The organism is Duganella sp. CT11-25, from assembly GCF_047302815.1.
Taxonomy (GTDB): Bacteria; Pseudomonadota; Gammaproteobacteria; order Burkholderiales; family Burkholderiaceae_D; genus Rugamonas.
Map to the genome: position 1 here is coordinate 6215033 of NZ_JBKBFD010000001.1, position 21270 is coordinate 6236302.

The window sequence follows — 21270 nt, forward strand, 5'->3', positions numbered from 1 at the left end:
CCAGTCCAAAGACTTTGGAGGGAGGCGAGGCCGGCGATACGCACAAGGCCAACTCAGATTAGAATGCTTGTTTTAGCGAATTTAACTCTAGATCAAAGACGATGGCTTACAAGACCCTGGAAGATACGATCGGCAACACGCCGCTGGTGCAGCTGACCCGCCTGCCCGGCGCCGATGCGCTGGCCCGTAACAATGTCATTCTCGGCAAGTTGGAAGGCAACAACCCGGCCGGCTCGGTCAAGGACCGCGCGGCGATGTCCATGCTCAAGCGGGCGGAAGAGCGCGGCGACATCAAGCCCGGCGACACCCTGATCGAAGCCACCAGCGGCAACACCGGCATCGCGCTGGCGATGGCGGCGGCGCTGCGCGGCTACAAGATGCTGCTGCTGATGCCGGAAAACCTGAGCATCGAGCGGCGCCAGAGCATGGCCGCCTACGGCGCCCAGATCATGCTCACGCCCAAGACCGGCGGCATGGAATACGCGCGCGACATGGCCGAGCAGCTGCAAAAGGACGGCAAGGGCCTGATCCTCGACCAGTTCGGCAACCAGGACAACGCCCGCGCCCACTACGAGGGCACCGGCCCGGAAATCTGGCGCGACACCGACGGCCGTGTGACGCACTTCGTCAGCGCCATGGGCACCACCGGCACCATCATGGGCGTGTCGCGTTACCTGAAGGAGCAAAACCCGGAGGTGCGCGTGATCGGCGCCGAGCCGGAAGAGGGCTCGTCTATCCCCGGCATCCGCAAATGGCCGGAAGCCTACCTGCCGAAGATCTACGACCGCGCGCGGGTCGACCAGGTCGAAGCGGTGTCGCAGGCGGCGGCCGAGCGCATGGCGCGCAGGCTGGCGGCCGAGGAAGGCATCTTCTGCGGGATTTCAGCGGCGGGTGCGTGCGAGATTGCGTTGCGGATTTCGCAAACGGTAGAGAATGCGACGATCGTGTTCATCGTCTGCGATCGTGGCGACCGCTATTTGTCCACCGGGGTGTTCCCGGCGTAAGAACTGCAACCCTCGCCCCCGCTGGGAGGGGGAGGGTGGTGCCGCAGGTGGGGCCGGGGGCTGGATCAGCCCTGGCCGCCGCCTGGTTCGCCTTCTTTAGGCTTGAACTGCTTGTCGCTGATGCGGAACTTGTTGCGGCGGTCGCCCATCAAGTAGCGCAGGTCGCGGATGCTCAGATCGCTCACCTCGTGCATGCGGATCAGCAGCGAAGCGCCGACCGGCAGACGGTGGTGACGGATCTTGCTGATCACTGGCGGTGCAACTTCCAACGCGCGCGACAGCGCCGCATCGTTTTTCAGACGCAGGTTCTCGATCAGGGTATCGAGCAGGCGGTTGGGATTGTATTGCAGCAGGTCATCGCCATCCGCATCGTTGTTCATATCTATGCCGACTTGGTTTGTCATGATTTCGTCTTTTCCTTCTGTAAAGTTGTCCTGCAAAGTACAACACTCGGAGCTCGCTTTGCTGCGTTAATGTTCATCCTTACCAAGGAACGAATTCACACACGGACACGGATTCCGGGATAACAAGTTTCATAATATATACACAATTGTACAACAGTACGCAATCTAATACTCGGCAGCAATAGAAAATAGGGCCTGCCCGCAGTTTATTGTTGTCCGACTGCAACATTGTGTGAGAATTATACACCCACTCTTGTGATAAGCTGCTTGTGCGCACTTTTAATTAAACGGTAAAGTTAATTATATAGCAATTCCGTTGTAAAAGCAGCCCGCTTTATCTTGCCGATACGTGCAGTGTGGACAAATAATTTCCAAGTGTCAACAAAACAATACCGTGCGCGGGGCGCACGGTACAAGGCGTTTTACGCTTGCTTACATTCCCCCTACACGCTTTGCTACATGCCGCCGCGCGCCAGCCGCACGGCGCGGCCCAGCTCCACCACCGACATTGCGTAGAAATAGCTGCGGTTGTATTGCGTGATCGCAAAGAAATTGGTGTTGGCCAGCCAGTACTCGGTCGGCTCGGCGCCGTTCTGCAGGTCGACCAGGCCGTAGGTCTGCAGTTCCGGCACCGGCAGGGCGGTGGTGACGCCGGCCGCGTTCAGTTCCGGCGCGTGGTACTTGGCCACCAGGCCCTGGTTGATCATCGCTTCCCACGCGCGGCTCGGCGACACGGCCGCCGCGTACACCAGCGGGCCGGTCTTGTCGCGCTCCCAGCCGTGGCCGGACAGGAAGGCGGCCACGCTGCCGATGGCGTCGCTGCTCGATCCGAGCAGGTCGATCTTGCCGCTGCCGTCGAAGTCCACCGCGTATTTCATCACGCTGCTGGGCATGAACTGCGGCATGCCGATGGCGCCGGCGAACGAGCCCTTGAGCGAGAGCGGATCGATGCCGTTCTGGCGCGCGAACAGCAGCACCGCCTCCAGCTCGCCGCGGAAGAAGGCCATGCGCTCGCGCCGCTGCGGCGCTTCCGGATAGGAGAAGGCCAGCGTGGTCAGGGCGTCGACCACGCGGAAGCGGCCGGTGTTGCGGCCGTACACGGTCTCGACGCCGATGATGCCGACCAGGATCTCGGCCGGGATGCCGTACAGCGCCTCGGCGCGGTTGAGCGCGTCGAGGTTGTCATTCCAGAACTTGACGCCGCCGTCGATCCGCGCCGGCTCGACCGTCAGGCGGCTGTAGGCTTGCCAGTTCTTCGGCTTGCCCGGCGGCGCCGGCTTGACCAGCTGCACGGCCGAATCCACATAGCGCACCTGGCCCATCAGCGTATTCAGCTCGGCGCGGTCGAAACCGTCGCGCGTGGCGACCTCGTCGAGGAAGACGCGCACCTCCTTCCAGTCGCCGAAGTTGACGAACTCGCCGACATAGTCGACCGGCGGCGGCCCTTTCTTCCTGGCCGGGGCCTTCTTCTTCGGCTGCATGCTCGGCGGCAGCTTGTAGCCGTAGGGATCGACGGCGGCGTGGCTGCACGGGCTGAGGGTCGCTGCACTCAGCAGCAGGGCGGAAATCAAGGTCTTCATCGGCATAAAGGTAGCAGTGTTTTCAGCGTCGCCAGCGACGCCGGTCGTGTATCGGGCTTGGGCGCGCCATACTTCAGCGCGCCGTACAAGGTCAAGAACTGGTCCATCGCAGCGTGTTTTTCCCGGCTGGCCCGCATCGCCCGCAGGCGCGCCGCGTAGCCGGCCGGGCCTTCGTCCGGCCGGCGCGCATAACCGTAGCGCGCCTGTTGCCGGCAAAAGGCCTGGTACAGCCCGTCGAGCGCATCGGCCGGCCGGCGCCGCCGGCGCCGGCGCAGCGCCGCCGCCAGCAGCGCCACCAGCGCCGCGCCGAGCGCCGTGCGCCAGTTGCCGAAGGCCGCGCCTAGTTCTCCAAGGAAACTCCGCTGCCTCTCTGGATTGTAATCCAGTACCCATTGATTCCAAGAATTATTCATCGCCGCATAGCTGAATCTGAGTTGCGCCAGCCACGAATCGGGATCGTTTTGCAATTCGATCAAGGCACCGAGGCCGAAGCCGGCCGGCTGCGGCAGCGCCCGCGCCAGGTTGCGCGACACCCGCTCGGGGGCGACGGCGGCGGTCGGGTCGACCCGGCGCCAGCCGGCGCCGGCGCTCCAGATCTCGGCCCAGGCGTGGGCGTCGGACTGGCGCACGGTCAGGTAGCCGTCGACCGGGTTCATCTCGCCGCCCTGGTAGCCGGTCACCACGCGCGCCGGCACGCCCATGGCCCGCATCAGCACCACGTAGGCGCCGGCGTAGTGTTCGCAGAAGCCGGCCTTGCTGTCGAACAGGAACTCGTCGACCGCGTCGCGGCCCAGCAGCGGCGGCTCCAGCGTGTAGCGGTAGGCCTGCTTGCGGAAGCGGGCCAGCACCAGCTCGCTCAACTGCTGGTCCAGCCGGCCCGGCTGGTCCGGCCCGGCGCCCGGCGCCGCCTGCCGCAGCTGCCGCGCCAGCGCCAGCGTGCGCGGGTTGAAGCCGGCCGGCAGCTCCAGCCAGCGCCGCATGCGCTCGGGCTGTTCGCCGGCCTGCAGCCGGTAGTCGAGGTAGGCGCCGGCGGCAAAGCGCAGCCGTTGCGTGACCGGGTCCATGGTGAACTGCTCCATCTCGTCCGAATCGCGCACGCGGTGGCCGGGCACGCTGAAATCGGGGCCGGCCAGCTCCAGCAGCGCCAGCCAGCGCTTGCCGGTCGCCTCCATCGTGATCTCGTGGCGCAGCGGCCGGCCGCGGGCCTCGATGGCCACGTCCAGCCGCTGCAGCCCGCGCCGGCGCGGCACGCGGGTCCAGGTGCGGCCGTCGTAGTCGCCCAGCACGATGCTGCGCCAGTAGAGCTGGTTGCGCGCCGGCGCCGGGTCGAGGAAGCGCACGCGGAACGCCACCTCCTCCGACTGCGCCAGCGACGACAGCGTGCCCGGCGCCATGCTGTCGGAAATGCCGGTCTTGCCGCCGTGGGCGTCGCCCGGCAAGCCCCACAGCGGCCCCTGGATGCGCGGGAAGCCGACGAACAGCAGCAGCGCCAGCGGCGCGGCCAGCAGCGCCAGCCTGGCCGCGTCGCGCAGGCGCCGGCCCAGCGGCGGCACCGCGCCGGTGTACTGGAACGATTGCTGCGCCGTCAGCAGCACCACCAGGGTGGCGATCATGAACAGCGCGGTCGGCATCGATTGCGAGTAGAAGAAACTGGTCAGCAGCACGAAGAAGCTGAGGAAGACCACCACGAACAGGTCGCGCCGGGCGTGCATCTCCAGCAGCTTGAAGGCCAGCAGCAGCGCCAGCATGGCGACGCCGGCGTCGCGCCCCAGCAAGGTGCGGTAGCTGAGGTAGACTCCGCCCATCGCCGCCACCGACACCGGCAGCAGCAGCCAGATCGGCGGCATGCGCTGGCCGCGCCAAGTGATCGCGGCGCGCCACAGCAGCGTGGCGCAGACGCCGGCGCTGGTCCACAGCGGCAGGTGGCCGAAGTGCGGCGCCAGCACCATCAGCGCGGCCGTCAGCAGCAGCAGCGTGTCGGACTTGTCGCGCGTCAGGCGCGGCGCCCAGCGGTTCATGCGCGGCCCTCGGCGCCGAACAGCGCCAGCGCGCGCAGGCAGGCCGCCTGGTGGGCGTCGCCGAGGGCCGGGCCGTAGTCGTGCTGCGCCAGCCGGAAGCTGTAGGGCAGGGCGCGCCGCTCGGCCTCCAGCACCCAGCGCGTCATGCGCGACAGCTTCGCTTCCAGGTCCATCTGCAGCGGCAGCGCGGCGAAATCGAGGCACAGCTCGGCCACCGCGCCGCCTTCGAAGTGCTTGGTGACCAGCTGCCCGCCCAGCGCCGGATCGTGGCGCGCGATCTGGCGCCAGGCCAGGTGACGCATCGGGTCGCCGGCCTGGTAGCTGCGGATGCCGGCGAAATTGTCCAGCCCCACCGTGCCGTGGCCGTCCTCGCTGGCGGCGCCGCTGGACGGCAGCGGCTGCGCCGGCAGCTCGGGCGCCGGATACACCAGCAGCCGGACGTCCGGCCGCCAGTAGCTCCAGGCGCGGAACAGGCCGAGCGGAAAGCGCGTCAGCAGCCGGATGCGCGGCGCCGCCAGCCAGCCGCGCCGGGTGGTGGGCGCCGACAGCTGCACCGCGCTGGCGCCGCCGGCCGGGATGTCGGTGACCTGGCGCGGCTCGCCGTCGGCCTGGAAGCCCAGCCACACGGCGTAGCGGTCGCGCCTGGTGCGGTTGTGCAGGTGCAGCTCGAACTGCGCCTCCTCGCCGGCGAACACCGGCGGCGCGCGGCCCGGCGCCAGCTGCAGCATGGCCAGGTTCCTGGCGGTCAGGTACATGTCGGCGATCGCGCAGGCGCCGGTGAAGAAGGTCAGCGCGAAGCCCAGGCCCAGGTTGTAGTTGAGGGCGCCGATCAGCATCACCAGCAGCAGGCCGACGAAGGCGATGCCGGGCCGGGTCGGCACGATGAACACGCGGCGCATGCCCAGCGTGACGGTGCCGGGCTCGCTGTCGCCCAGCTGGAACAGCCACTGGTCGCGGCCTTTGCGGTACAGCGTGCGCAGCGGGGAGGCCATGGCCGCTTAGACGGGCACCGACTTTTGCAGCTGCAGCACCAGGTCGCGGCTGGCCAGCGCCACGCCGTGCGCCGCCTTCAGCGGCCGCAGGCGGTGCGCGCAGACCGGCACCAGCACCGCCTGCACGTCCTCCGGCAGCACGTGGTCGCGGCCCTCCAGCGCGGCCCAGGCGCGCGCGGCCTGCAGCAGCGCGATGGCGGCGCGCGGGCTCAGGCCCTCGGCGAACATGCCGTTCTGGCGCGAGGCGGCCGCCAGCGCCTGCACGTAGTCGATCAGCGACGGCGCCGCGTGGATCTGGCGCAGCGCCAGCTGCGCCTGCGCCAGCTCGGCCGGCGTCATCGCCGCCGGCAGCGACTTGAGCATCAGGCGGCGGTCCTCGCCCATCAGCAGCGCGCGTTCGGCGGCGGCGTCCGGGTAACCCAGCGACAGGCACATCAGGAAGCGGTCCAGCTGCGACTCCGGCAGCGGGAAGGTGCCGATCTGGTGGGTCGGGTTCTGGGTGGCGATGACGAAGAACGGTTCCGGCAGCGGCCGCGTGACGCCGTCGGCGCTGACCTGGCGCTCCTCCATCGCCTCCAGCAGCCCCGATTGGGTCTTCGGCGTGGCGCGGTTGATCTCGTCGGCCAGCAGCACCTGGGTGAACACCGGCCCCGGATGGAACACGAAGCCGTTCTTCTCGCGCTCATAGATCGAGATGCCGTTGACGTCGGCCGGCAGCAGGTCGCTGGTGAACTGGATGCGGTTGAAGCGCAGCCCCAGCGAAATCGACAGCGCATGCGCCAGCGTGGTCTTGCCCACGCCCGGCACGTCCTCCACCAGCAGGTGGCCGCCGGCCAGCAGGCAGGTCAGCGCCTGCCGGATTTGTAAGTCCTTGCCGACGATGATCTCGCCGACCTGCCGTGCCGCCGCGTGCAATTTTGTGTACATGATGTCTATGGTTGATCAGCTATGGTAGATTAGCGCCTAATGAGCGATTCTATCGCAGTAGCAGACAAATCAGTGACATGACCACAGCCATCTACAGCCATCCAGATTGCCAGCGCCACGACATGGGCGACTGGCACCCCGAATCCCCGGCGCGCCTGCAGGCGATCTCCGACCAGTTGATCGGGTCGCACATCAGCGACCTGCTGGACTACCGCGAGGCGCCGCTGGTGGACGTCGCCGACCTGGAGCGCAACCACAGCCGCAACGCCATCGCCATCGTCCGCGACAACGTGCCGGCCGAAGGCGACACCTATCCGATCGACGGCGACACCTCGCTCAACGCCTGGAGCTGGCGCGCCGCGCAGCGCGCCGCCGGCGCCGCCGTGGCCGCGACCGACGCCGTCATCGACGGCGAGATCGCCAATGCCTTCTGCGCGGTGCGTCCGCCCGGCCACCATGCGCGGCCGGTCGAGCCGATGGGCTTCTGCCTGTTCAACAACGTCGCCGTCGCCGCCAAGCACGCGCTGGACGCGCGCGGCCTGGCGCGGGTGGCCATCGTCGACTTCGACGTCCATCACGGCAACGGCACCGAGGAAGCCTTCCTCAACGAGCCGCGCGCGCTGATGGTGAGCTTCTTCCAGCATCCCTTCTATCCGTACAACGAGCCGCTGCCGGTGAGCGCCAACCTGGTCAACGTGCCGGTGCCGGTCCACACCAAGGGCGACGCGGTGCGCCGCATCGTCAACGAGCAATGGCTGCCGGCGCTGCACGCGTTCCGGCCGGAGATGATCTTCATCTCGGCCGGCTTCGACGCCCACCGCGAGGACGACATCGGCGGCATGGGCCTGGTGGAGGCGGATTATGCGTGGATCACGCAGCAGGTGATGGAGATCGCGCGGCTGTATGCGAAAGACCGCATCGTCAGCTGCCTCGAAGGCGGCTACAACCTGTCGGCGCTGGGCCGCAGCGTGGTGGCGCACGTCAAGGCGCTGGCGGACCTGTAGCCGCCGCCGGCTAGGCGGCGTCGGGGCGCAGGATCACCTTGCGGCAGCTGTCTTCCTTGCGGTCGAAGATGCGGTAGCCCTCGGCCGCCTGCTCCAGCGGCAGGCGGTGCGAGATGATCGCCTCCGGCTGCAGCTTGCCGTCCTCGATCAATTCCAGCAGCTCCGGCATGTAGCGCTGCACGTGCGTCTGCCCGGTGCGGAAGCTGATGCCTTTCTCGAAGGCGTCGCCGAACAGGAAACCGTGGATGAAGCCGGCGTACACGCCGGGCACGCTGATGATGCCGCCGCGCCGCACGGCGGCGATGCACTGGCGCAGCGCCGAGCCGCTGCTGCCCTCCAGTTTCAGGCTGGTCAGCGCCGTCTCCAGCGCGCTGCCCCTGGCCTCGAAGCCGACCGCGTCGATCACCGCGTCGACGCCGCGGTTGGCGGTGTTGTCGATGATGACCTCGGCCGCGTCGACCTGGTCGAAGTCGATCGGGATGGCGCCGTAGGCGGCGCGCGCGAACTCCAGCCGGTAGGGATGGTGGTCGACCATGAAGATGGTCGACACCCCCAGCATGCGCGCGCAGGCGGCCGCCATCTGGCCGACCGGGCCGGCGCCGAAGATGGCCAGGCTGTCGCCTTCGCCGACGCCGGCGTCGAGCACCGCCTGGTAGCCGGTCGGCAGGATATCGCTGAGGAACAGCACCTTCTCGTCGGCCAGCTGCGCGGGGATCTTGATCGGGCCGACGTTCGCCTTCGGCACCCGCGCGTACTCGGCCTGGCCGCCCGGCACGCCGCCGTACAGGTGGGTGTAGCCGAACAGCGCGGCGCCCGGGCGCAGCGCGTTCCTGCCGGCGATCGCGCCGCGGCCGGGATTGGTGGTCTCGCAGGCCGCGTACAGCCGCATGTCGCAGAAATAGCAGCCGCCGCAGGCGATCACGAAGGGCACCACCACGCGGTCGCCCTTGCGCAGGCGGCTGACGCCGGAGCCGGCCTCGACCACCACGCCCATGAACTCGTGGCCGAGGATGTCGCCCGCTTTCATGCCCGGCACCTTGCCGCGGTACAGGTGCAGGTCCGAGCCGCAGATCGCCGTGGCGGTGATCCGGATGATGACGTCGTCGGCTTCCTGGATGATGGGATCGGGAACCGTGTCGACTTTGACCTCGTGGGCCGAATGGTAGACAAGAGCGCGCATGGCAGGGCCTCCAAAGATGGTGAAGCACCATCATGGAGCCCGGCGCGCGCGCGCACCATCGGCACACAGGCCGATGCCGGGTAGGAGTCGGCTTAAAAGACTACGGCGCCTGCTTGAGGTGCTGGTCGAGGAAGGCGTCGACCCGCTTCCAGAACGCGATGCGGTTGTCGGCGTGGCGCCAGCCGTGGCCTTCGTTGCTGTAGGTGATGAATTCGACGGCGGGGTTGTGCTGCTTGACGGCGCTGCGGAAGCGGTCGGCGTGCACCACCGGCACGCGCAGGTCTTCCAGCCCGTGCGCCATCAGCAGCGGCTGTTTCAGCTCGGCCGCGCGCAGCAGCGGCGAGTTCTTGCGGAACAGTTCGGCGTCCTTGTCCGGATCGCCGATCAGCGTGCGCATGCTGTAGTTCAGCGTCTCGCGCGAGGCGTCCGAATACGGCGTGTCGAACATCAGGCCGATGTCGGTGACGCCGGCCCATTCGACGCCGGCGCGGAAGATCTCCGGGTTCTTGATCAGACCCATCAGCGTGGCGTAGCCGCCGTAGCTGGCGCCGATGATGCCGATGCGCCTGGGATCGGCCCAGCCCTGGCTGACCGCCCATTGCGCGGCGTCGGCCAGGTCGTCCTGCATGGTGCCGCCCCATTGCTTCCAGCCGGCCTGGAAGTGCTGCGAGCCGAAGCCGGTGCCGCCGCGGTACTCGGGCTGGATCACCACGTAGCCGCGCGAGGCCAGGAACTGGGCCTCGTCGTCCCAGTCCCAGTAGGCGCCGCGCACGCTCGGGCCGCCGTGCACCAGCACCACGGCCGGCAGCGGACCGGCCGTCTTGCCCGGCGGCAGGGTGACATAGGCCGGGATCTCGCGGCCGTCGCGCGCCTTGAAGCGGTGGAAGTCGCGCATGCCCATCTGCTTGGCGTCGATGTCCGGATGCGAGGCGCCCAGGCCGAGCAGCTTGCCGCTGGCGCGGGTGTACAGGATGTACTGGTCGGGCTCGCGGTCCGAGGACGCCACCACCAGCAGCACCGGCGCCGCCAGGCAGGCGTTGGCGCAGTGGATGGTGTTGGTGGTGGCGGGCAGCAGGGCGTCGATCCTGGCCTGCTCGGCCTTCATCGCCGGCTCCAGCCAGACGGTGGTGCCGGCGTCGGTCTGCAGGTGGATGCCGATCAGCTTGCCGGTGGTGCTGTCGGTCTCCGGCGTGCCGCTGAAATCGAAGCCGGGCACGGAGATGAAGGGCTCCTTGCTCATCTTCAGGTTCTTCAGGTCGTAGCGGAACAGCGCGGCGTAGCCGTGGTGGTTGGCGCGCACGTACAGCGTGTCGCTGCCGTCGAAGAACTGCGGCGTGAAGCGCAGGTCCTGGTAGCAGACGCCGTTTTCCAGCTCGCTCCAGGCGCTGTCGTCGGCCCTGCGGTAGGAGGCGATGCAGCGGCCGTTGATGCGCGAGGTCACCACGCGCGGCACGTCCTTGCTGTCGGTCAGCCAGTACTTGGCGGCGGCCGGCTGGTTGCCCTCGAAGGTCGCGCGCAGCTGGCGGGTGCGGGTGTTGAGGCGGTACAGGCGCGAATGGTCGGGCTGGCGGTCGATATTGTTCCAGGTGTATTTTTCCACCAGGATGTCGTCCGAGCCGTCGTGCGCGACGTCGTAGAACGCGTAGTCGGCGGTCAGCATCTGGGCCTTGATGGAGCTGCCGGTCATTTCGCGCTGGTGCTCCCAGTTGCCCGAGATCAGGTGCGCCAGGTTGGCGCCGTCGCGGTCGGCCGCCATTTCATCCAGGTTGCCCTCGAACTCGATGCGCAGGTTCTTGATGGTGAAGCCGATGCGGTTCTCGTTGATCCAGTGGACCGCGGTGATGGTCTCCAGGTCGGTGGTCTTGATGATGACGTTGACCTTGCCCGGGTCGCTGGTGTCGCGCACCGCCAGCACGCCGACGCCGCCCGGCAGCGCGTTCACCAGCGCGACATAGCCGCCCTGCGGCGACAGCTGCACATGGCTGACGCTCGGGTCCTGGAAAAAACTCTCGGCGGGCGGGGCGGCGCAGGCGTTGCCGGCCAGCGCCAGCAGCAGGACAAGTCGGGACAGCGGGGAGGGTTTCATGCGAGCCTCTATGATTGCAATAAGGCAATCATAGAGGTTGCTTGCTTTTTTGTCTACTGCTGCGGCTGGGCGAGGAAACTACGGCGCCTGCTTCAGGTTCCTGTCGAGGAAGGCCTCGACCCTTTGCCAGAAATCGATCTGGTTTTTCTCGTTGCGCCAGCCGTGGCCTTCGTTGTCGTAGACGATGCTGGTCACATTGCGGTTGTGGGCTTGGACCGCCGAGCGGAACTTGTCGGCGTGCGCCATCGGCACGCGGCGGTCGTCGCTGCCGTGCGCCATCAGCAGCGGCTGTTTCAGCTCGGCCGCGCGCAGCAGCGGCGAGTTTTTGGCGAACAGGGCGGCGTCGGTGTCCGGATCGCCGACCAGCGTGCGCATGCTGTAGCCGAGGTTCTCCTCCGACATATCCGATTCGAGCGAGGTGAACATCAGCTTGATGTCGGTCACGCCGGCCCACTCGACGCCGGCGCGGAAGATCTGCGGATCCTTGATCAGCCCCATCAGCGTGGCGTAGCCGCCGTAGCTGGCGCCCATGATGCCGATGCGCTTGGGGTCGGCCCAGCCCTGCTTGACGGCCCATTGCGCGGCGTCGGCCAGGTCGTCCTGCATGGCGCCGCCCCATTGCTTCCAGCCCGCCTCGAAATGGGCCGCGCCGAAGCCGGCGCCGCCGCGAAACTCCGGCTGGATCACGACATAGCCGCGCGAGGCCAGGAACGCCGCCTCGCGATCCCACTCCCAGGAGCTGCCGCGCACGCCGGGGCCGCCGTGCACCAGCACCACGGCCGGCCGCGGCCCGCCGGCCTTGGCGGCGGGCATGGTCACATAGGCGGGGATGGCGCGGCCGTCGCGCGCGGCATAGCGGTGGAAGCTGCGGCTGCCCATCTGCGCCGGCTTGATGTCCGGATGGCTGCTGCCGAGGCCGACCAACTGGCCGCTGGCGCGCGTGTACAGCGCGTACATGGCCGGCTGGCGGTCGGAGCTGGATTGGACCAGCAGCACCGGCGAGGCCAGGCACAGGCGGGCGCAGATGATGGTATTGATGGCGCCGGGCAGGGCGGCGTCGATCTTCGCCTGTTCGGCCTTGAGCGTGGGATGGATCCAGATGGTGCCGCCGGCATCGGTATTGAGGTGGATGCCGAGCAGGCGTTTGGAGGCATAGTCGATCACCGGCTCGCCGGAGAAATCGAAGCCGGCCGTTTCAACGATGGGTTCGCTGGCCAGCTTCATGGTGTGCAGGTCGTAGCGGAACAGCGCCGCCAGATCCTTGTGAACGGCCTGGACGAACAGCGTGTCGGCGCCGTCGAAGAACAACGGCGTGAAGCGCTTGGATTTGAAGCATTCGCCGCTGTCGATCTGGGTCCAGGTGGGTTCGTCGGGCTTGCGGTACGAACTGATGCAGCGCCCCTTGACCACCGACATCACCACCCGCGGCACGGCGTTGCCGTCCGTGATCCAGGTGCGGCTGGCCTCCGGCTGGGCGCCCTCGAAGGCGGCGTGGAGCTGCCCGGTGCGCGTGTTGAGGCGGTGCACGCGCGACGATGCCGGCGTGAGGTCGACGTTATTCCAGGTGTATTTCTCGACCACGATGTCGTCGGAGCCGTCATACGTGACGCTGTGAAAAGCATAGTCCGCCGTCAGGGTGCGCGAAGCCAGCAGCGAGCCGATCGGCCGTTCCTCCGTGTGCGCCCAGTTGCCGTTGATGAGATGCCGGCGGTTGCCGCCGTCGCGGTCGGCCGCGAATTCGTCGAGGTTGACGCTGGAGCCCATGAACATGTTTTTGACCGTGTAGCCGATCCGCTTTTCGTTGACCCAATGCAGGTCGTAGAAGGTCACCAGCCCCGTATCCATCTGGCTGACCACGCTTGCCTCGGCTGGGGCGGCGGTGTTGCGCACCACCAGCGCCTGCTTGCCTTCGGCCAGCATGACCGTCATCGCCACATAGCCGCCCTCGGGCGACAGGGTCACGTGATCGATTTGCGGCGTTTGGAAAAAGCTGGCGACGCTGGGCAGCTCGTCGGCGGCGCTGGCGCTTGGGCCGGCCGGGATGGCGCACAACAAGAAGAGCGGGCGGAGCAGCGCGGAACGTTTCATTTGGACCTCTATGATTGCAATAAGGCAATCATAGAGGAGACTTGCTTTTTTGTCTATCAGGCGTTGACTGCGCGGCCGTTCCTGGCCGACCAGCGGTACAGGCCCCAGACCACGGCGATGCCGACCAGCAGCGAGACGATCATGGTGTGGTGTTCGCTCAGCGAGTTGGCGATGGCCAGCGGCTCGCCTTGACCGGACAGCACGATCAGGCCGGCCAGCGCGACGTTGAACAGGCTCTCGCCGACGATGAAGCCGGACATCACCAGCACCGCCAGCCGCTTGGCGGTCTCGCCGCCGGCCTGCTTCTCGACCGCGCGGTCGAACAGGTAGCCGGCCACGGCGCCGATCACCACCGGCGTGATCACCGCGCTCGGCAGGTAGATGGCCAGGCCCACGCCCAGCGGCGGCAGGCTGTACTTGTTGCCGCTGGATTTTTTCAGCGCGAAGTTGATCAGCACCAGCAGCAGGCCGACCAGGGCCCCGTAGCCCAGCAGGTTCCACTGCAGGTTGCCGCCGATGACGCCCTTGGCCAGCGTCGAGATCAGCAGCGCCTGCGGCGCGGCCAGCGGCTGGTCGGAGATCGAATCGAGATTCGGCGCGCCGACGAAGCCGTTGGCGTGGTTCAGCAGCTCCAGCACCGGCGGCACCACGCAGGAGCCGGCGGCGACGCCGATCAGCAGGCCGACCTGCTGCTTCCACGGGGTGGCGTTGACCAGCTGGCCGGTCTTCAAGTCCTGCAGGTTGTCGTTGCCGATCACGGCCACGGCCAGCACCACGGTGGTGACGAACAGCGCGAAGGCGATCAGCGCATGGGCGATTTCCGGGCCCATCACGCTGCGGCCCACCATGCCCACGCTGAGCGCGGCGCCGAGGATGGTCAGGATGGCGATGCCGGACACCGGCGAATTGGAGGAGCCGATCAGGCCCGCCATGTAGCCGCAGACGGCGGCGGCGAACATGCCGGCGATCAGGATGTAGCCGATGCCGACCGCCACCAGCGGCAGCGCCAGTGCGGACAGCGGGCCGCCCTGCAGGAAGCTGGCCAGCAGCCAGCCGGCGGGCACCATGGCGATCAGGGTCACCAGGCCGACGATGAAGATGGGAATGTCCTGCTCGGTGCGCTCGATGACGGCGCCTTCGAGCTTGGACTTGCGCGCGGTTTCCATGGCCGACTTCAGGCCGCCCAGGATGGGCTGGGCCAGGCCGGCCAGGGTGATGATGGCGGCGGTGCCGATCACGCCGGCGCCCATCATGCGCACTTCCTTGGACCAGATCGACAGCGCCTGGCCGGCGGCGTCGGCGCCGGCGGCGGCCGGCGTCAGGGATGTCATCAGCGGCACCATGATGCCCCAGGCGATGACCAGGCCGGCCAGCATCGCGATGCCGACCGTGATGCCCATCAGGTGGCCGGCGCCGATCAGCGCCAGCGAGCTCGAGGCGCCGATGCCGGTGGCGCCGGCGCCGGTGCGGAAGAAGATCGACACTTCGCCGGCCATGATCTTGACGGCCGAGCCGGCGGCGAACAGCGCCGACGCGACGCTGCCCCAGACCACGGCGCGCAGGCCGGCCTTGCCCTCGGCCGCGCCGGCGCGCGACGCCATGCCGACCTTCAGCACTTCAGCGGCGGCCACGCCCTCCGGATACGGCAGGTCGGACTGCGACACCAGCGCGCGGCGCAGCGGCACCGTGTACATCACGCCCAGCACGCCGCCGACGGCGCAGGCGCCGAAGGTCGGCCAGAACGGCACGTGCGCCCACCAGCCCACCATCAGCAGGCCGGGCAGCACGAAGATCACCGAGGCCAGCGTGCCGGCGGCCGAGGCGATGGTCTGGACGATGTTGTTTTCCTGGATGGTGGCGTCCTTGAAGGCGCTCAGCAGGGCCATCGAGATCACGGCGGCGGGGATCGAGGTGGCGAAGGTCAGGCCGACTTTCAGGCCCAGGTAGACCTGCGCCGCCGTAAACACCAGCGTAATCAGAATGCCCAGGATAATGCCGCGAAGGGTGATTTCCTTCGGGTTGGACGGTGCAGTTATGCTCATCTTCAGCACTCCGGTTTGAAAATAATATTGTTTATATAATCAGAAAAAGGAAAAAGCGCCTCATCATATCCGAAGTCCGGACGGGCCAGCAGGTAAAATAGCGGATTGTCAGAACGATTTTGAAGGCCAGAGCATGTCGATACAATGGTACCCGGGGCACATGAACGCCGCCAAGAAGAAGGCGGCGGAGCAGATGGAGAACACCGATCTGGTGATCGAGGTGGTCGACGCGCGCCTGCCCGAGGCCAGCACCAATCCGATGGTGGAGGAACTGCGCAAGTTCCGCCAGCGTCCGTGCCTGAAGATCCTCAACAAGATCGACCTGGCCGATCCGGCCGCCACGGCGGCCTGGGTCAACTACTACAACGCGCAGGAAGGCGTGACCGCGTTCGCCATGACGACCAAGAAGCCGGCCGACGTCGCGCGCGTGCCGGAACTGGCCAAGCAGCTGGCGCCGCACCGCGGCGTGCCGACCAAGCCGCTGCGCATCATGATCATGGGGATCCCCAACGTCGGCAAGTCGACCCTGATGAACGCGCTGCTGAAGCGCAAGGTGGCCAAGGTCGGCGACGAGCCGGCGGTCACCAAGCAGCAGCAGAAGCTCTACCTGGACAAGAACACCATCCTGGTCGACACGCCGGGCATGCTGTGGCCGAAGATCGCGCTGCCGAGCGACGGCCTGATGCTGGCCGCCAGCCACGCGATCGGCTCGAACGCGCTGATCGAGGAAGAAGTCGCCGAGTTCCTGGCCGGCGAACTGCTGCTGCACTATCCGGCGCTGCTGGTGGCGCGCTACGGCTTCAAGGAAATCGAGAAATTCGACGCCATCGCGGTGGTCGAGGGCATCGGCGCCAAGCGTGGTTTCCGCCAGAAGGGCGGCGACCTCGATTACGAAAAAGCCGCGCACACCTTCCTGGGCGACTACCGCAGCGGCGCGCTGGGCCGCATCTCGCTGGAGACGCCGGCCAGCCGCAAACAGCGTCTCGACGTCTACGCGGTGGAAGCGGCCGCCAAGGCCGCCGAAAAAGCCGCCATCGCCGCCGAAAAAGCCGCCGCCTACGCCAACGGCAAGCGCGGCACCTAAAGCAACTCCGGGGTCAGGTCCAAAACGCGGACACGAGCTCTACCTTAGCTACTGCTAAGGTAGAGCTCGTGTCCGCGTTTTGGACCTGACCCCGGATTTTTAGCCGAAGCGGAAGCTGGTGACAGCCAGCGATCCCATGAACGCGTCCTCATGGTATGGCACGGCGGCGGTTTCGTTTTCCGCCGCGCCCACGACCACCATCAGCGGCAGCAGATGCTCTTCGCGCGGGTGCGCCATGCGGGCGGCCGGCGCTTTGTCCCATGCCATCAAGGCCGCCGTGCGTTCGGCCGGCGGCAGCGCCATCGCGGCGCGCAGCCAGTCGTCGAACGCATGCGAGGCCGCCGCGCCCTGCGCGTTGAACGCGCGCAGGTTGTGGTAACTCAGGCCGCTGCCGACAATCAGCACGCCTTCCTTGCGCAACGGCGCCAGCAAGCGGCCCACTTCCAGGTGCGTCTTCGGATCGAGCCCGTGCTTGAGCGACAGCTGCACGATCGGCACGTCCGCTTTCGGATACACCGGATACATGGCGCTGAAGGTGCCGTGGTCGAAACCGCGCTGGCCGTCCAGCTGCGCCGCATGGCCGCCCGCGTCCAGCAGCGCCTTGACCTGCACTGCCAGTTCCGGCGATCCCGGTGCGCTGTACTGCACCTCGTAGGTGTGCGGCGGGAAGCCGCCGTAGTCGTAGATCATCGGCGGCTTGGCCGACGACGACAGCATGAAGTCGCGCCCTTCCCAGTGCGCGGTAATCACCAGCACCGCCTTCGGCGTGACGCCGATCTGGCGCGGGATGTCGCGCAGCGACGCGTCCAGCTGGCCATACAGGTGGCCGACCTGGTCCATCATGAACGGCCAGGGGCCGCCGCCGTGGGAGAGGAAATAAGTGGGTAAGGTTTGCGTGGTCATGGCAAGGCTCCGGTTTCAGTATGCATCTACTATAAGGACGCCGGCCCCCGCAATCAATGCCGGAAATATAGATAGATCCTATCTAAATTGTTAATGATCGAGGGGTATAATGCCGGGGTTCTGGTGCCGCGCCTGTGCTCACATGCGTGGTTAAACGGGAAACACAGGCCGCCGGCGCTTTCCAGCGCGCGGCCAAGGTGTGCTGCCCCCGCAACGGTAACGCAAGCGCCAACGCGCGCCTGCAAGCCCGGATATCGGCCAGACAGGGGGAAGCGCCGTTGATCGGCGGCTTCCGTACACTTCCAGCTTGCGGGGACGCAGGCGGATGTCTTTTTTGAAAACGATTTATCATGATTTCTTCCGCATTCCGCCCGCGCCAGCTGGCCGTCGCCGTTTCCCTGTGCTTTACCGCCGCCGCTCCCGTGACCGCCATGGCGGAAGACGCCTCGCAGGCCGGCCAGATCCTCGCTCCCGTCATCATCACCGGCTCGCGCTTCGACGCCGACCCGGCGCTGGCCCCGATCGGCGCCACGGTCATCTCGGCGGAAGAAATCCGGCGCTCCGGCGCCAGCGACATCAACGCGGCGATCCGCAAGATCGGCGGCGTGTACGGCCGCCAGAGCCTGGACGGCAGCCCGGACTTCGGCCTCGACCTGCGCGGCTTCGGCACCAACAGCAGCCAGAACATGGTGATCGTGCTGGACGGCGTGCGCCTGTCGGAAAATGAATTGCTCAACGCCGTCCTGTCGGGCATCCCGGTCGACAGCGTGGACCGCATCGAAATCACGCGCGGCGGCGCCAGCGTACTGTATGGCGACGGCGCCACCGGCGGCGTGATCAACATCGTCACCAAGCGTCCCGGCAAGGCCGCCAGCCGCGGCAGCGTGTTCGTCGAAGGCGGCCGGTTCAACGCCGGCGAAGTGCGGGTCTCCGGCGCGCAGGCCTGGAACGGCTTTGCCGCCGATGCCACGCTGGGCACCCAGCGCACCGACAACTACCGCGACAACAACGAATTCAAGCAAACCCACTTCAGCGGCGGCGCGCAATGGTACGCCAACGACAGCCGCATCGGCTTCCGCTACGAAGGCGCGCGCCAGGACATGCGCTTCGCCGGTTCGCTGAGCGAGGCCCAGTTCAACGCCAACCCGCGCCAGACACTGACGCCGGACGACAACGGCGCGCTCGACTACGATCGCCTGACCGTCTTCGGCCAGTACCGCGTGGCCGGCTTCGACCTGGCCGCCGACCTCTCGTACCGCAAGAAGACGGTGGAATCGACCTACGTCTTCGGCGGCTTCCCGTCCAGCTCCACCTACGACAGCAAGCAGACCCAGTTCTCGCCGCGCCTGCGCCGCCTGGGCGAGATCGGCGGCATGCTGAACGAAGTGGTGGCCGGCGTCGACCTGATCGTGTGGAACCGCACCACGGCGTCGTCGTTCTCCGCCGCCGACGCCAGCCAGCACTCGAAAGCCGTGTACCTGCGCGACGAGCTGCGCTTCGACGCCGCCCATGAAGGCCGCGTCTCGGCCGGCGTGCGCCGCGAGATGTTCGACAAGGACTTCGCCGATCCGCTGGGCTTCTCGACCACCGGCTACAAGGTCAACCAGGGCCTGAACGCGTGGGAACTGCAGGCCAGCTACATGCCGGTCGCGCACCTGACCGTGTTCGGCAAGGCCGGCCAGAGCTACCGCGTGGCCAACTCGGACGAGAACGCGGCGACGCCGACCAACAACCAGCCGCTGGTGCCGCAAAAATCGCACGACGCGGAGCTGGGCCTGAGCTATGCCGACAGCGCGCGCAAGATCACCGCCCGCGTGTTCCGTCATAACCTGAGCAACGAGATCTTCTACGACCCGACGCTGAACTTCGGCTTCGGCGCCAACACCAACCTCGATCCGACCCGCCGCCAGGGCTTCGAGCTCGATGCCGAACAGCGCATCGCCGCCGACTGGAGCGTCAGCGCGCACTACCAGCACGTGCAGGCCAAGTTCACCGAAGGCGTCAACGACGGCAAGGAGATGGTGCTGGTGCCGAACAACACGTTGACCGCGCGCCTGAGCTGGGCCACTGCCGTGCAGTCGGCCGACATCGGCGCGCAATGGGTCGACAGCCAGCGCTACGGCTCGGACTTCAGCAACACCTGCGCCGGCGAGATTCCTTCCTACACCACGCTGGACGCGCGCTATGCCCGCAAGTTCGGCCAGTGGGAATTCGCGCTGTCCGGCCTGAACCTGGCGGACAAGCACTACTACTCGCAAGCGTTTGCCTGCAAGGGCGGCATCTATCCTTCGGACGGCCGCCAGCTGAAAGTCTCGGCGCGCTACGAGTTCTGATGCGCGGCGCCGTCCCGAGCGCGTTGCTGTTGCTGGCGCTGGCCGTCAGCGCGCAGTGCGCCGCCGTCACCGTCAAGGACGATGCCGGCAACAGCGTCACGCTGGCCAGGCCGGCGCAGCGCGTGATCGCGATGGCGCCGCACATCACCGAGCTGCTGTTCGCGGCCGGCGGCGGCGACCGCGTGGTCGGCGCCATGAACTATAGCGACTACCCGGAAGCGGCCAAGCGCGTGCCGCTGGTCGGCAGCGACGCCCAGATCGACCTTGAGCGCGTGGTGGCGTTGCGCCCGGATTTGCTGGTGGTCTGGCAAACCGGGAACACCGAGCGCCAGCTGTCGCAGCTGAAAAGCCTGAACATCCCGATCTTCTACAGCGAGCCGAAAAAGCTCGACGAGGTGGCCACCAGCCTGACCCGCCTGGGCCAGCTGATGGGCACCGAGGCGGCGGCGCAGGCGGCCGCCGGCGACTACCGCCAGAAGCTGGCCAGGCTGACGGCGAGCTACGCGCGGCGCCCGCCGGTGCGGGTGTTCTATCAGATATGGGAAAAGCCGCTGTTCACGCTCAACGGCGAGCATGTCGTCAGCGACGCGCTGCGCATCTGCGGCGGCCGCAACGTGTTCGCCGGCCTGAAGGTGACCGCGCCATCGGTCGGCACCGAGGCCGTTCTACAGGAAAATCCGGAAGCGATCATCGGCGGCGAGCAGCACGACGGCCAGTCCGGCATCAATATCTGGAAGCCGTACAAGGGCATGCTGGCGGTCCGGCGCGGCAACCTGTTCATGCTCGACAGCGAGCTGCTGGTGCGCGCCACGCCGCGCATCGCCGACGGCATCGCCGTGCTGTGCGAGAAACTGGAGACCGCCCGCCGGCGCCGGCCTTAAGGCCGGCTTAACGTGAAAAGTGGTAATCTCCCGGCGTTTACCCTCCCAACCCTGCTGAAGGACTGTTATGCGTTTCCTGAGTTTCCTGCGCCCCCTGATTGCCACCGCCGCCTTCATGGCCGCCGCTGCCGGCGCCCAAGCCGCCGACTTCAAAGATGGGCTGGATTTCAACACGGTGGACGCGCCGCGTCCCGACACCGGCAAGAAGGTCGAAGTGTTGGAAGTATTCTTTTACCATTGCCCGCATTGCAACGCGCTGGAGCCGCTGATGGCCGACTGGGTCAAGAAGAACAGCGACAAGGTGGTGTTCCGCCGCCTGCACATGGGCGACGACGCGCAAGCCAAGGCCTTCTTCACGCTGGAGGCGATGAACGCGCTGGGCAACGGCATGCACGAGAAGATCTTCCGCGCCATCCACGTCGAGCGCAACCGCCTGAACACCGATGCCGCGTTGCTGGACTTCGTGGTCAAGAACGGCGTCGACAAGACCAAATACCTGGAATTTTTCAACTCCTTCGCGGTCCAAACCAAGTTGAAACGCGGCCTGGCGCTGACAAATCAGTATAAACTGGATAGTGCGCCCAATCTGGTGATTGACGGTCACTATACGACCTCGCCGGCGGTGGCTGGTCACGGCCTGAGTTCCGCACCGGCGGCGCACGCCGCCATGTTCGCGGTATTGGATAGCCTGGTTGCGAAATCGCTGCAGGAACGCGCCGCGAAGAAATGAGTTTTTTTGAAGGA

General features: G+C 67.0%; 16 protein-coding genes and 1 riboswitch. Of the genes, 6 read left to right on the top strand and 10 right to left on the bottom strand.

Annotation, left to right across the window (positions count from 1 at the left end):
* The first annotated feature begins 101 nt into the window (after positions 1–101).
* Positions 102–1004 carry a cysteine synthase CysM gene (cysM, locus tag ACEN9F_RS26935; protein WP_413425094.1) on the top strand — a complete coding sequence of 301 codons (903 nt, stop codon included), beginning with the start codon at positions 102–104 and terminating at the stop codon, positions 1002–1004.
* A gap of 65 nt (positions 1005–1069) precedes the next feature.
* Here cysM and ACEN9F_RS26940 read toward each other — a convergent pair whose 3' ends face one another.
* The 5 genes from ACEN9F_RS26940 to ACEN9F_RS26960 all read right to left on the bottom strand — a co-directional run bounded on the left by ACEN9F_RS26940 (position 1070) and on the right by ACEN9F_RS26960 (position 6925).
* Positions 1070–1408, bottom strand: a complete 339-nt coding sequence (locus ACEN9F_RS26940; RefSeq protein ID WP_166107892.1) for a hypothetical protein — start codon at positions 1406–1408, stop codon at positions 1070–1072.
* A 455-nt stretch (positions 1409–1863) separates the two neighbouring features.
* Positions 1864–2994: a lytic murein transglycosylase B gene (gene mltB, locus ACEN9F_RS26945; RefSeq protein ID WP_413425096.1), complete on the bottom strand. Its 1131-nt coding sequence runs from the start codon at positions 2992–2994 to the stop codon at positions 1864–1866.
* Positions 2985–5006 carry a DUF3488 and DUF4129 domain-containing transglutaminase family protein gene (locus ACEN9F_RS26950; protein ID WP_413425098.1) on the bottom strand — a complete coding sequence of 674 codons (2022 nt, stop codon included), beginning with the start codon at positions 5004–5006 and terminating at the stop codon, positions 2985–2987. The genes mltB and ACEN9F_RS26950 overlap by 10 nt, the downstream gene beginning before the upstream one ends.
* Positions 5003–5998, bottom strand: a complete 996-nt coding sequence (locus ACEN9F_RS26955) for a DUF58 domain-containing protein (RefSeq protein ID WP_413425100.1) — start codon at positions 5996–5998, stop codon at positions 5003–5005. Before ACEN9F_RS26955 ends, ACEN9F_RS26950 begins: the two co-directional genes overlap by 4 nt.
* A gap of 6 nt (positions 5999–6004) precedes the next feature.
* Positions 6005–6925: an AAA family ATPase gene (locus ACEN9F_RS26960; RefSeq protein ID WP_413425102.1), complete on the bottom strand. Its 921-nt coding sequence runs from the start codon at positions 6923–6925 to the stop codon at positions 6005–6007.
* Between the two features lie 77 nt (positions 6926–7002).
* On the opposite strand from ACEN9F_RS26960, the gene ACEN9F_RS26965 reads away from it, so the two are divergent.
* A complete protein-coding gene (locus tag ACEN9F_RS26965; protein WP_413425104.1) occupies positions 7003–7929 on the top strand; it encodes a histone deacetylase family protein in 927 nt (308 codons plus the stop codon).
* Positions 7930–7939: 10 nt separating this feature from the next.
* On the opposite strand, the gene ACEN9F_RS26970 is transcribed toward ACEN9F_RS26965, so the two are convergent.
* The 4 genes from ACEN9F_RS26970 to ACEN9F_RS26985 form a co-directional block, all read right to left on the bottom strand.
* Positions 7940–9109, bottom strand: coding sequence for a zinc-dependent alcohol dehydrogenase (locus ACEN9F_RS26970; RefSeq protein WP_413425106.1), 1170 nt, complete (start codon positions 9107–9109; stop codon positions 7940–7942).
* A gap of 100 nt (positions 9110–9209) precedes the next feature.
* Positions 9210–11195, bottom strand: coding sequence for an alpha/beta hydrolase family protein (locus ACEN9F_RS26975; protein ID WP_413425108.1), 1986 nt, complete (start codon positions 11193–11195; stop codon positions 9210–9212).
* A gap of 78 nt (positions 11196–11273) precedes the next feature.
* Positions 11274–13283: an alpha/beta hydrolase family protein gene (locus tag ACEN9F_RS26980; RefSeq protein ID WP_413425110.1), complete on the bottom strand. Its 2010-nt coding sequence runs from the start codon at positions 13281–13283 to the stop codon at positions 11274–11276.
* A gap of 56 nt (positions 13284–13339) precedes the next feature.
* Entirely contained in the window at positions 13340–15325 is a 1986-nt protein-coding gene (locus ACEN9F_RS26985) for an OPT family oligopeptide transporter (protein ID WP_413425112.1), read from the bottom strand.
* Positions 15326–15458: 133 nt separating this feature from the next.
* Here ACEN9F_RS26985 and ylqF point away from each other — a divergent pair, with 133 nt between their 5' ends.
* On the top strand, positions 15459–16409 hold the full coding sequence (gene ylqF, locus ACEN9F_RS26990; protein WP_413425114.1) for a ribosome biogenesis GTPase YlqF: 951 nt from the start codon (positions 15459–15461) through the stop codon (positions 16407–16409).
* Positions 16410–16508: 99 nt separating this feature from the next.
* On the opposite strand, the gene ACEN9F_RS26995 is transcribed toward ylqF, so the two are convergent.
* Complete coding sequence (locus ACEN9F_RS26995; RefSeq protein WP_413425116.1) at positions 16509–17312, bottom strand: DODA-type extradiol aromatic ring-opening family dioxygenase; 804 nt, start codon at positions 17310–17312, stop codon at positions 16509–16511.
* A gap of 104 nt (positions 17313–17416) precedes the next feature.
* Positions 17417–17590: riboswitch (cobalamin riboswitch) on the top strand.
* A gap of 72 nt (positions 17591–17662) precedes the next feature.
* On the opposite strand from ACEN9F_RS26995, the gene ACEN9F_RS27000 reads away from it, so the two are divergent.
* The 3 genes from ACEN9F_RS27000 to ACEN9F_RS27010 all read left to right on the top strand — a co-directional run bounded on the left by ACEN9F_RS27000 (position 17663) and on the right by ACEN9F_RS27010 (position 21256).
* Positions 17663–19645 (top strand): TonB-dependent receptor family protein, encoded by a 1983-nt coding sequence (locus ACEN9F_RS27000; protein WP_413425118.1) that lies wholly within the window; start codon positions 17663–17665, stop codon positions 19643–19645.
* Positions 19645–20526 carry a cobalamin-binding protein gene (locus ACEN9F_RS27005; RefSeq protein ID WP_413425120.1) on the top strand — a complete coding sequence of 294 codons (882 nt, stop codon included), beginning with the start codon at positions 19645–19647 and terminating at the stop codon, positions 20524–20526. The genes ACEN9F_RS27000 and ACEN9F_RS27005 overlap by 1 nt, the downstream gene beginning before the upstream one ends.
* A gap of 67 nt (positions 20527–20593) precedes the next feature.
* Positions 20594–21256, top strand: coding sequence for a thiol:disulfide interchange protein DsbA/DsbL (locus ACEN9F_RS27010; RefSeq protein ID WP_413425122.1), 663 nt, complete (start codon positions 20594–20596; stop codon positions 21254–21256).
* Positions 21257–21270 lie beyond the last annotated feature (14 nt).

Excerpts from the sequence above, each read along its gene's own strand:
- ACEN9F_RS26995 (WP_413425116.1), bottom strand. The coding sequence starts at position 17,312 with ATGACCACGCAAACCTTACCCACTTATTTCCTCTCCCACGGCGGCGGC.
- ACEN9F_RS26980 (WP_413425110.1), bottom strand. The coding sequence starts at position 13,283 with ATGAAACGTTCCGCGCTGCTCCGCCCGCTCTTCTTGTTGTGCGCCATC.
- cysM (WP_413425094.1), top strand. The coding sequence starts at position 102 with ATGGCTTACAAGACCCTGGAAGATACGATCGGCAACACGCCGCTGGTG.
- ylqF (WP_413425114.1), top strand. The coding sequence starts at position 15,459 with ATGTCGATACAATGGTACCCGGGGCACATGAACGCCGCCAAGAAGAAG.
- ACEN9F_RS26965 (WP_413425104.1), top strand. The coding sequence starts at position 7,003 with ATGACCACAGCCATCTACAGCCATCCAGATTGCCAGCGCCACGACATG.
- ACEN9F_RS27005 (WP_413425120.1), top strand. The coding sequence starts at position 19,645 with ATGCGCGGCGCCGTCCCGAGCGCGTTGCTGTTGCTGGCGCTGGCCGTC.
- ACEN9F_RS26985 (WP_413425112.1), bottom strand. The coding sequence starts at position 15,325 with ATGAGCATAACTGCACCGTCCAACCCGAAGGAAATCACCCTTCGCGGC.
- ACEN9F_RS26940 (WP_166107892.1), bottom strand. The coding sequence starts at position 1,408 with ATGACAAACCAAGTCGGCATAGATATGAACAACGATGCGGATGGCGAT.
- ACEN9F_RS26950 (WP_413425098.1), bottom strand. The coding sequence starts at position 5,006 with ATGAACCGCTGGGCGCCGCGCCTGACGCGCGACAAGTCCGACACGCTG.
- ACEN9F_RS27010 (WP_413425122.1), top strand. The coding sequence starts at position 20,594 with ATGCGTTTCCTGAGTTTCCTGCGCCCCCTGATTGCCACCGCCGCCTTC.
- ACEN9F_RS26960 (WP_413425102.1), bottom strand. The coding sequence starts at position 6,925 with ATGTACACAAAATTGCACGCGGCGGCACGGCAGGTCGGCGAGATCATC.
- ACEN9F_RS26955 (WP_413425100.1), bottom strand. The coding sequence starts at position 5,998 with ATGGCCTCCCCGCTGCGCACGCTGTACCGCAAAGGCCGCGACCAGTGG.
- ACEN9F_RS26970 (WP_413425106.1), bottom strand. The coding sequence starts at position 9,109 with ATGCGCGCTCTTGTCTACCATTCGGCCCACGAGGTCAAAGTCGACACG.
- ACEN9F_RS26975 (WP_413425108.1), bottom strand. The coding sequence starts at position 11,195 with ATGAAACCCTCCCCGCTGTCCCGACTTGTCCTGCTGCTGGCGCTGGCC.
- mltB (WP_413425096.1), bottom strand. The coding sequence starts at position 2,994 with ATGCCGATGAAGACCTTGATTTCCGCCCTGCTGCTGAGTGCAGCGACC.
- ACEN9F_RS27000 (WP_413425118.1), top strand. The coding sequence starts at position 17,663 with ATGATTTCTTCCGCATTCCGCCCGCGCCAGCTGGCCGTCGCCGTTTCC.